Here is a 9,133-nt window from a genome sequence, read left to right as displayed (position 1 = left end):
GGTGGATCCGGTCGCGCGGACCGGATCCACCCAGTAGCGGTGCCGCTCGAAGGGGTAGCCGGGCAGCGCCAGGCGGGTGCGTGGGCCACCGTGGAACGCTCGCCAGTCGACCTGCGCACCGGACAGCCACAGTCGGCCGACCGCGTCGAGCATCGTGGTGAGGTCGTCGGCGTCGCTGCGCGGATGCCGCATCGTCGCCACCACCTGCCCGGGTCGCAGTCCGGCCAACCGGGCCAGGCCACCGAGGGTGTGCCCGGGGCCCAGCTCCGCGAGGACGACGTCCTGCTCGGCGAGCAGCGCCGCCGACTCGGCGAACCGGACCGGCTCCCGCATGTGCCGCACCCAGTAGGCGGGGTCGGTGACCTGCCCGGGGGTGACCGGGCCGCCGGTCAGGTTGGTCAGGTACGGGCGGTCCGGCTCGTGGTAGGTCACCCGGCGCGCGTGGTCGGCGAACTCGTCGAGCACCGGATCGAGCAGGGGGGAGTGGTAGCCGCGGGTGACCCGCAGCGGCCGGCAGTCGACCCCGTCGGCGCTCAACCTCCGGCGTAGCTCCTCGATCGCCTCCGGCGCGCCGGACAGCACACACAGCTCGGGTCCGTTGACGGCGGCCAGCGCCAGGCCCTCCGTCAGCAGCCCGGCCACCGCGGCCTCGGGCAGGCTCACCGCGAGCATCGCCCCGGCGGGGGTCCGCTCGACCGCCGCACCGCGGGCGCTCACCAGCCGTAGCGCGTCGGGCAGGGAGAAGACGCCGGCGAGGCACGCCGCGACGTACTCGCCGAGGCTGTGGCCCACCATCAGGTCCGGGGTGATCCCGCGGGCGAGCAGCGACCGGGCGAGGGCGTACTCGGTGACGAACAGCGCGGGCTGGATCAGCCGCGGCCGTGCGAGCAGCCGCTCCGCCTCCGGGTGACCGTCGGGCGCCGGGCACAGCAGCGTCCGCAGGTCGAGGCCCAGGTCGTCGCGGAGCAGGTCGGCGCACTCGTCGACCACCGACCGGTAGGTCGGCTCGGTGCGGTACAGGCCGGCGCCCATCGCCACGTGTTGGGCGCCGTGCCCCGGGAAGGCGAACACCAGCGCACGCCGGCCGCCGGGATGGGCGCCGGTGAACTGCCGCTGCGGCGCGTCGAGGGCGACCAGCGCGTCGGCGCGGTCCGCCGGGACGAGGAAACGCCGGTGGGTCATCGGCTGGCGCCGGGCCAGGTTGGCCGCCACGTCGGCGAGGTCCGCCTCCGGGTGCGCGGCGAGCCAGTCGCGGAGCTGGCGCGTCTGCCGCTCCAGCGATTCGACGGTACGTGCCGACACGGTCAACAGGTGCGGCCCGGTGGCCGGCGTGGCCGGTGCCACGGCGGCCGTCGCCGGCGGCTCCTCCAGCACGACGTGGGCGTTCGTGCCGCCCATGCCGAATGAGCTGACCCCCGCCCGGCGCGGGCCGTCACCGGGCCACGGCCGGGCGGTGTCGTTGAGGTAGAACGGGCTGCTCGCGAAGTCGATCGCCGGGTTGGGTCGGCTCACGTTGATGGTCGGCGGCAGCGTACGGCTGTACAGCGCCATGACCGTCTTGAGTAGGCCGGCCACACCGGCCGCGGCGTCGGTGTGCCCGATGTTGGCCTTTGCCGAGCCGAGGGCGCAGAAGCCCTGCTCGTCCGTGCCCCGCCGAAACGCCTCGGTCAGGGCGGTCACCTCGATGGGGTCGCCGAGGCTGGTGCCCGTGCCGTGCGCCTCGACATAGCTCACCGAGCGGGGGTCCACACCCGCCGACGCGAGGGCACTGCTGATCACCGCGACCTGGCCGTCGACACCCGGCGCGGTGTAGCCGGTGCGGCGGGCGCCGTCGTTGTTGATCGCGGAACCACGGATCACGGCGTAGACGGTGTCGTTGTCCGCGACCGCGTCCTCCAGCCGCTTGAGCGCGACGATGCCGACCCCGCTGGAGGCGATGCTGCCGCGCGCGTCGGCGCTGAACGGGCGGCAGTGTCCGTCCGGGGAGTACACGCCGCCGTCGTGGTACAGGTAACCGCGCCGCTGCGCCGGGAAGACGCTGACCCCGCCGGCCAGGACCAGGTCCGACTCGCCGGTCAGCAGGCTCTGCCGGCCGAGGTGCACGGCCACCAGCGAGGTCGAACAGGCCGTGGCCACGGTGACGGCGGGGCCGGTCAGGTCGAGTTTGTAGGCGACCCGGCTGAGCAGGAAGTCCTTGTCGTTGCTGATGGACAACTGGTGCTCGCCGATGGTGTGCATCAGCTCCGGGTGGCCGCTCAGGTGGTCGAGCAGGTACGTGCTGCGACCCGATCCGGCGAACAGGCCGATCCGGCCGGCGTGGCCGGACGGGTCGTAGCCCGCGTGTTCCAGCGCGTGCCACGCGCACTCCAGCAGCATCCGGTGCTGCGGGTCGAGGGTCTGCGCCTCCCGGGGTGTGATGCCGAAGAAGGCCGCGTCGAACTCGTCGATCCCGGGCAGCCAGGTGCCGGAGCGCACGTATGCGGGGTCGTCGAGCCGGGTCGGGTCCGCCCCGTCGGCCAGCATCTCCTCGACGGTGAACTCCCGTACCGACTCCACCCCGGCGCGGATGTTGTGCCAGTACTCGTCGATGCTCCGCGCGCCGGGGAAGCGACAGGCCATGCCGACGACGGCGATCAGGCCGCTTGGCTGGTCGGTCGTGCCGGTTCGTGCCCGAGCGGGGTGGGCCAGCGTGGCGGGGGCGGCCGGAGCGGCCGTGCCGGTGGTGGTGGCGGTGAGGAACGTCGCCAGGGACTCGACGGTGGGGTTGCGGAACAGGTCGGTGACCGTGACGACGTCCCCGAGCCGTTCCTGGAGCCGTTTCAGGACGGCCAGCAGGCGCATCGAGTGCCCGCCGAGGTCGAAGAAGTTGTCCCGCGTCCCGACGTGCCCGACGCCGAGCACGTCGCGCCAGACGTCCACGACCAGCCGTTCCAGGCCGATCCGGGCGGCGTCCCACTGCGCCGCTCCGGGTCCGGCGGGTGCGGTCGGCGGTCGTTTGGTCGCCGGTCGCTCCGGTTCAGCGGCCACGCGCTGCCGTGGCGCGTCCGGACCGGGGGCGGGCAGCGCGGCGACGTCCACCTTGCCGTTGCGGGTCAGCGGCAGCGCGTCGAGGAAGACGAACGCGGCCGGCACCAGGTAGGGCGGCAGCTCGGCGGTGAGCGCCGCGCGCAGGCCCGCCGCGTCGGTCCCGCCGGCCACGTATGCGACCAGTCGCGGGTCGTCGGGGTCGTCGCGGCGCAGCTGCACCGTGACGTCGCTGCCCGGGCGGCACCGTCGGACGGCGGCCTCGATCTCGCCGCACTCGATCCGGTAACCGCGCAGCTTGACCTGGTTGTCGGTGCGCCCCAGGTATTCGAGGTTGCCGTCCGGGCGCAGGCGTACCAGGTCGCCGGTGCGGTACAACCGCGCGCCGGCGACGGACGAGAAGGGGTGCGGGACGAACCGCGCCGCCGTGACGGTGGGCTGGTGCAGGTAGCCGCGCGCCACGCCGGCCCCGCCGACGTACAGCTCGCCGATCACGCCCACCGGGACGGGGTTGCGCCAGGCGTCCAGCACGTACAGCTCGGTGTTGGCGATCGGCCGTCCGATCGGGACGGACCCGTCGGACGGCGTGTCCGCGTCGACCTCGTACGCGGCGCAGCCAACCACGGTCTCCGTCGGCCCGTACTCGTTGACCAGCGCGGTGTCCGGGGCGTACGCCCGCCAGGCCGCCACCTGGTCGGCGCGCAGGTTCTCGCCGCCGATCACGAAGCACCGGGTGCGGTCGGCCATCTCGGCGGGGCCGAGCTGGTGGGTGACGAGGTCGAGCTGGGCCGGCGTGATCTTGACCAGGCCGAACGCCGGCCGCTGGCGGCGCAGTGCCTCGCCGAGCGCCTCCGGGCCGAGGTGATCCCCGATCATCAGCACGGTGGCCCCGCTGGCGAGCGGCACCAGCAGGCTCGTGACGGTCAGGTCGAACCCGACCGACGAGTGCAGCGGGACGGTGTCCCCGGGGCGCAGCCGGTAGGCCTGGGCGGCCCAACGAACGTAGTTGCCGACGCCCCGATGGGTGACCATGACACCCTTGGGACGGCCGGTGGACCCGGAGGTGTGGATCACGTACGCGAGGTCGTCCGCCGTGGGCATCGGTCGCCGCCGCGGTCGCCGCCGCGGGCCGGCGGCCTCCCGACCCGCTCCGCTGCGCGCAACCGGCGTGTCCAGGTCGGGAACCAGCAGCGCCACGCCGTCGGGCACCAGGTGCGCCAGCTCCGCGCAGGTGAGCACGACCGGCGTGGCCGTGTCGTCGATCAGATACCGCAGCCGGGCGGGTGGGTTCGCCGGATCCATGGGTACGTAGGCCGCGCCGGCTCGCAGCGCGGCGAGCACCGCCACCACGAACGGGACAGCGCGGGGCAGCAGCACGCCCACCAGGCTGCCGACGCCGACGCCCCGCCCGCGCAGTGTCTCCGCCAACGCCTCGGCCGCCGTGTGCAGCTCGTCGTAGCTCAGCGCGCGGTCCCCGTCGGTCACCGCCACCGCGTCGGGGTCGCGGCGTGCCTGCCGTTCGATCAGCACGTGGACCAGATCATCGGGTCCGGTGGGCGTGGCCGTGTCGTTCGCCTCCACGACGAGCTGGTGGTACTCGTCGGGGGTGAGCATCGCTGCCGAGCCGACCGGTGCGTCCGGATCGGCCAGCAGCGAGCGCAGCAGCGTCTGGAAATGGCCGGCGAGACGCGTCATCGTGTCGGCGTCGAACAGATCGGTGCGGTACTCCACCACGGTCCGTACGCCGTCGGCGTTCTCCCGGACCGAGACGGTGAGGTCGAACTTGGCGGTGCTGGCGGGCACCTCGATGGGAGTGACCTCGAGGCCGTCGAGGGTGGGCGGTGCGGCCTCGCGGCCGTACACGAACATCACCTGGAACAGCGGGGTGAAGCCGGGTCGGCGGGCCGGGCGCAGCGACTCCAGCAGCGTCGCGAAGGGAAGCTCGCGGTTGTCCAGAGCCTCCAGGGCTGCGCTGCGGACCCGTCGCAGCAGCGTCTCGAACGACGGGTCGTCGTCCAGTCGGGCCCGGACGGCGACGGTGTTGAGCAGCAGCCCGACGAGCTTCTGCGCCTCGGCCCGTCGCCGATTCGCCACCGGTGTGCCGATCACGACGTCGTCCTGCCCCGTCCAGCGGGCCAGCAGGACGTGCAGCGCCGCCAGCATGACCATGTACGGGGAGGCGCCGACGCGGCGGCACAGTGCCAGCAGCCTGTCGGCGGGCACGTCCAGCGGGAACGACAGGGTGGCCCCCGCGCCGGACGGCACCTCGGGCCGGGGGTCCCGGGTGGGCAGCTCCAGGGTGGCGGGCGCGTCGGCGAGCTGCGTGTGCCAATGGTCGCGTTGCGCGGCTGCCTGAGCCCCGTTCAGCCAGTCGTGCTGCCACGCGGCGTGATCGCGTAGGTCGACGGTGACCGGGTCGAGGGCCGCCGCTCGTCCGGCGCGATGCGCGGCGTAGAGCCGTTCCCACTCGTCGTGCAGGATGCCGAGTGACCACTCGTCGATGGCGACGTGGTGAAACGTCAGCAGGAGGACGTGCTCGTCCGCCGCGCAGCGCAGCAGGCTCGCGCGCAGCACCGGTCCGCGTCGCAGATCGAGCGGGATGCGCGTCTCCGCGTGCATCCGGGCCGGTATCTCCTGGTCGCGTTGCCACGCGGGCAGCCCACTCAGGTCGTACACCCGCAACAGCCCCGGCTGCGGCTCCTGGACGACCTGGACCAGGGGCGGCGTCGCGTCGTGGACCTCCGTCGGCCCCGCCGGCGTGTCGTCGGGCGCCAGGGTGGTACGCAGCGCGGCGTGCCGGGCCACCAGCGCGTCGAGCGCCGCGGCCAACGCCGCCACGTCCAGCGGCCCGCGGAGCCGGTACGCCAGCGGCACGAGATAGCTGGCCGGATCGGGGTCGAGGCGGCTCAGCGACCACATCTGGCGTTGCTCGTGGGTGGCCGCGACCGGATCGCCGGCCGGGTCGCGCCAGCGCGGCACGACCGGAGTCACCTGCCGGGACCTCATGACGTCGGTCATTGCGTCCGCCTCCTTCCTGGTGCCAGCAGCGGCTGGGCGGCCACCGACGCGGCGGTCCGGTCCCAGCAGTGGCTCGGGACCTCGCATCCGAACCTGCTGTGACGGTTGGTCGACGTGGTCGGCGGCACCGGTGGAGCGGCCGCGGCGATGGTGCGGGGATGGTGCTGTCCGACCGACCGGTCGCCCCGCGGCTCGAAAGCTACCTATGCCGGTGACGGCGACCAGTCGTTCATGCGACAGCTGTCGCTCTTCCGATGCGATTGCCTGTCACATGATTGCACTGGTGATCTTTGATGGGATCCACAGATCGTGTCGGGCGTCGATGCGTTCGGTGCGGCTCGTTGCGCGTTCGTCCACTGCCGTCGGTCGCACGGGTCGAAACCGTGCACGGTGCTCGACTGGACGACGGAACTCCGGTACGAGACGGCTGCCGGCATCAATGTGTGTCGAATCGGATCGTGCCGATGATCGGGCACCAAATTGCCGCATCCACGCATTTTTGCCAGTGACCGAAGCTGATCCCTTTTACGAAAGGCCAGCCTGAATGGCCAGAATGGCGGCCCGTACGCGGTCGCGGCTGCCGGTCTTCGCCAGCACGTTCGCGACGTGGGTCTTGACCGTGCTCATCGACAGATGGAGACTCTTCGCGATCTCGTCGTTGTTGAGCCCGGCGCCGATCAACGTGAGCACGTCGGTCTCGCGCGCGGTCAGCTGGTAGGCGGCGAGGTTCACCCGGGTGGCCGGGCCGGTCGACCGTACGCGTTCGAGCACCGCGCCGGTGATCTCGGCCGAGAGGATCGCGCCGCCGGCCGCGACCGTGCGCACGGCGGACAGGAGGTCCTGGGCGCTACTGCGTTTCAGGAGGAACCCACGCGCTCCGGAGGCGATGGCGTCCAGGACGTACGCGTCATCGTCGAAGGTGGTGACGATGATGACGGCCGGGGCGTGGGGGATCGCGGCCATCTCCCGGGTGGCGTGCAGGCCGTCCAGTACCGGCATGCGGATGTCGACCAGGGCGACGTCGATGCGGGGATCGCGCCGGACGGCATCGAGGAGCTGGCGCCCGTCCGCGGCCTCGGCCGCGACGTGAATGTCCGGTTGGGACCGCAGAATCTGGCTGAAGCCGTCACGGACCAGATGCTGGTCGTCGGCGATCGCGACACGGATCATGGCTTCGCCACCGGCAGGATGGCCTCCAGCACCGTACCGCCGCCGGGGCGCCCGCTCACGTGAGAGCTGCCGCCGAGCGCCCGCGCGCGTTCCTCGATGCCCAGCAGTCCCGAGCCGCGTGCCACGGCCTGGGGCGGCCCGATCCCGTTGTCGCTCACCCGCAGCCGGGCCTGACCGCCGGCGCGGGTCAGCTCGACCCAGGCGGTGGTGGCGTTCGCGTGGCGGGCGATGTTGGTGATGGCCTCCTGGGCGATGCGGTACGCCGCCAGCGCACCCACCTCGTCGAGCCCCGCGTCGGCGTCGACACGGACGTGTACCGCCAGGCCCTGCTGGCGCAGCGGCTCGGCGAGCAGTTCGTCGATGTCGGACAGGCGCGGCGGGGCGCTCACCAGGATCGGCGCGTCCGGGTCGCGGAGATGCACGACGAGCGTGTCGAGTTCGCGCAGGGCGGTGCGGCCGCTGGTCGCGATCGCCCGCAGCGCGACGGCCGGATCGCTGGCGAACTGTCCGGCCTCGGCCTGGACCACCATCGCGGTGACGTGGTGACCCACCACGTCGTGCAGTTCGCGGGCCAGGTTGGTGCGCTGTTCGAGCCAGGCAGCCTGGTCACGTAGCGCGGTCGTCTCCCGGGTGAGGGCGTTGCCGCGTGACCACGAGCGCAGGAGGACGGCGAGGAGGTAGCCGGCCGCCACGAAGGCGAAGGGCTGTGCGTAGACCCCGCGACGGTTGAGCAGGGCGATGGTGAAGGCGACGGCGGCGCCGGCCACACCGGCCGCCCATCCCCGCCACGGTCGCCTGGCCGGATCTTCGCAGGTCGAGACGAACACGAGGCCGGCCGCCGCCAGGCCCAGGTGGACCGACTCGCCGGTGCTCACCAGCGCCACGAACCCGGCGCAGGCCGCGAAGACCACGGTCCGTTGGCCGGGAGGCAGGGCCATGGCCGTCAGGGCGGCGGGCAGCACCAGCCACACCCAGCCCGCCGGTACGAGCACGTTCTCGTCGATCGTCCCGACCACGGCGGTGACTGTCAGCGCCGTCGCGGCGTAGGCGAGCCGGCGCACTGCCTCTGGGCTGCGCACCCATTGCCCGATTGCGGTGACCACCTGCACAGTCTCGATGATCCGCCCCGGGTCGGCCAGGTACCCGGGTACCAGCTCACCCAGTACCCCGGTACCGCGGCCGTACCGAGGTCGGCACCCCGGTACGTTCCGCCGAGCGGCCTGCGAATCGCACGCTGCCGGGGTGACTCTCGTTGACTCTCCGGCCGCCCTGCGGGTCGGCCCGCTCCGCACCGTCGCCAACTACATCACCATCATCCGGACGCTCGCCGCCGTCACACTCGGCATCGTCGCCCTCATCTCCGGTTCGGTCGCCCTGATCGCGGTGGCGTACGGCGTCTACTGGGTCGGTGACATGCTCGACGGCCTGGCCGCGCGGTGGCTCGGCCAGGAGACCCGGGCCGGTGCCGTCCTCGACATCGTGAGCGACCGGGCGTGCACCGCCGTGCTCTGTGTGGGCCTGGTCGCCCTGGTGCCGGATGTCTCGTTGGTCGCCATGGTGTTCCTGCCGTCGTTCATGGTCCTGGACACGATGCTGTCGCTGGTGTTCCTGTGCTGGCCGGTGAACAGCCCCAACGACTTCCATGTCGTCGACCGGCGGGTGTGGGCGTTGAACTGGTCGCCGCTGGCGAAGGCGGTCAACACCGCCGGGGTCATCGGTGCCGTGGCGATCGGCCGGTACTCGGTGGCGGTGATCGTGGCACTGGCGGTCCTCGCGGTGAAGGCGTGGTCCGCGGTGGCGGTGGCCAGGCTGCTCAGCCGGGACGGCCGGGCGTGAGCGGTGTCGTGCAGGCCGCGGCCGCACTCGGATACGGTTTCGCGTCGGCCCTTGTCCCGGTGGTCAACGCGGAGGCCTACGCCGT

At 72.7% G+C, this 9,133-nt stretch carries 4 protein-coding genes; 1 reads left to right on the top strand and 3 read right to left on the bottom strand.

All coding sequences use genetic code 11. From position 1 onward, the window contains the following. The 3 genes from F8271_RS27755 to F8271_RS27745 all read right to left on the bottom strand — a co-directional run. Nucleotides 1-6,042 (bottom strand): non-ribosomal peptide synthetase/type I polyketide synthase (locus tag F8271_RS27755; protein WP_192580490.1); only part of this gene is annotated, 6,042 nt, incomplete at its 3' end. A 525-nt stretch (nucleotides 6,043-6,567) separates the two neighbouring features. Next, entirely contained in the window at nucleotides 6,568-7,212 is a 645-nt protein-coding gene (locus F8271_RS27750; protein WP_151492802.1) for a response regulator transcription factor, read from the bottom strand. Further along, the gene (locus tag F8271_RS27745; protein ID WP_151492801.1) at nucleotides 7,209-8,315 is read right to left on the bottom strand and encodes a sensor histidine kinase; all 1,107 of its coding nucleotides are present in this window, start codon (nucleotides 8,313-8,315) and stop codon (nucleotides 7,209-7,211) included. Before F8271_RS27745 ends, F8271_RS27750 begins: the two co-directional genes overlap by 4 nt. Before the next feature lie 139 nt (nucleotides 8,316-8,454). Between F8271_RS27745 and F8271_RS27740 the strand changes: the two genes are divergently transcribed. Continuing rightward, nucleotides 8,455-9,048: a CDP-alcohol phosphatidyltransferase family protein gene (locus F8271_RS27740; protein WP_151492800.1), complete on the top strand. Its 594-nt coding sequence runs from the start codon at nucleotides 8,455-8,457 to the stop codon at nucleotides 9,046-9,048. The last annotated feature ends 85 nt before the right edge of the window (nucleotides 9,049-9,133 follow it).

Origin of the sequence: Micromonospora sp. ALFpr18c, from assembly GCF_008868155.1 — a bacterium.
GTDB lineage: Bacteria > Actinomycetota > Actinomycetes > Mycobacteriales > Micromonosporaceae > Micromonospora.
The sequence above is the reverse complement of the archived record's forward strand: the minus strand, read 5'-3'. Positions and strand labels throughout refer to the sequence as shown.

What these genes read in the sequence shown, in the direction of transcription:
- F8271_RS27750 (WP_151492802.1), bottom strand. Translation starts at nt 7,212, where the DNA reads ATGATCCGTGTCGCGATCGCCGACGACCAGCATCTGGTCCGTGACGGC.